The organism is Streptomyces sp. NPDC001617, assembly GCF_053596855.1.
On record NZ_JBSFHA010000212.1, the window covers coordinates 1 to 1,351 of the forward strand.

Consider the following 1,351-nt stretch of genomic DNA (forward strand, 5'->3'; position numbering starts at 1 on the left):
TAAGTCCGTTTCTGGTAGCGACCTCGTCCGGGTTGGGTGAGGAAGCCTTGGCGGACGAGTCGTCCGAGACGAGCACGGGTGACGTTGACCGATGCCTCGTCGGTGGGCATGCCGAGGAGTTCGTGCAGCTCACGGGCTCGGAATTCCTGGTCGGGGTGCTGGTTGAAGGCGTTCACGATGGCCTGGTAGGCGGTGGTCGTCTCGGGCGGTTCGGGTTCGCCTCCAGCCGGTGCGAGTTCGGCGATGACCTTCCGGGTGATAATCAGCTCCGCGAGTCGCGCTTCGGTCTCGGCCAGGGCGGCGGTCAACTGCTCGATCTGGTCGCGTAGTTCACCGGCCCGGGCCGCGCTCTCGTCGTGCTGGACCTGGAGGCTGTTCAGGAGCTCGGTGATGTTCACGCGGCCAGCTCGAGGGTGTCGCGCCAGGCCGGGCTCGGTGTGGTGAGGCGGCGGGTCATGTTCGCGATCGAGGCCCAGTAGACCCGCGAGGCGGAGGTGTCGGGCCGGTGGTCGTACTCGCGGGCCAGACGCCGGTGCAGCATCAACGTGCCGTTGACCTGCTCCACGATCCATCTTTTCGGTTGCGGGACGAAGCCTTTGCCCTGGTCGTCGGGGTTGCGGCGGACGACCTCGACGTCGATGTCCAGCAAAGCGCCATGGATGAGGACTTCGTCCTTGAAGCCCTGGTCCACCAGGGCCTTTTCCAGCCGGTTCCCGCACCGCTCGGCGGCCTGGTCGAGCAGGGCGGTGCCGGCGGCGTTGTCGTGGGCGGATGCGGCCAGCACGACGACGCCGATGATCAGCCCCAGGACGTCGACGGCCAGTCCCCGCTTGCGGCCCGAGACCTTCTTGTTGGCGTCCAGTCCCGTCGTGGTCTTCGGGACACCGGCGGCCGCGCGGACGGACTGGGTGTCGATGATCACGAGGGACGGGTCCTCTAATCGCCGGGCCTTCTCCCGTACCTGGCAGCGCAGGAGTTCCTGGATTCGCTGGTCAAGGCCGTCCTGGCGCCACAGGCCGAAGTAGTAGAACACCGCCGACCAGGCCGGCAGGTCATGGGGCAGGTAGCGCCACTGGCAGCCCGTCCGGTTCTGGTAGAAGATCGCGTTCACGACCTCCCGCAGATCGCAGGATCCGGGATCTCCGGTCGCTGACCGTGCCACCCGGTCCTGTTTCCAGGCCGTGATCATCGGCTCGATCAACGCCCACTGCTCGTCCGCTAAGTCGCTGGGATACGGCTCTCGCTCCATGCCCGCATCTCAGCATGCACATGCCCAGCGGATGGCCTGCCCGGCGATCAGTACCTCGATCGAGCGATCACGAACCGAGGAAGATCGGACTTAACGCCCACT

General features: G+C 66.5%; 2 protein-coding genes. Both read right to left on the minus strand.

Annotated features, from left to right (window positions below; translation table 11 throughout):
• On the minus strand, positions 1-398 hold a 398-nt coding region (locus ACWC09_RS52645; RefSeq protein ID WP_450859434.1), incomplete at its 3' end, for a hypothetical protein.
• Positions 395-1,249, minus strand: a complete 855-nt coding sequence (locus ACWC09_RS52650; protein ID WP_450859436.1) for an IS5 family transposase — start codon at positions 1,247-1,249, stop codon at positions 395-397. The genes ACWC09_RS52645 and ACWC09_RS52650, both read right to left, overlap by 4 nt.
• Positions 1,250-1,351: the final 102 nt, after the last annotated feature.

Bases quoted from the DNA above. Each gene is read 5' to 3' on its own strand.
- ACWC09_RS52650 (WP_450859436.1), bottom strand. From the start codon at position 1,249: ATGGAGCGAGAGCCGTATCCCAGCGACTTAGCGGACGAGCAGTGGGCG.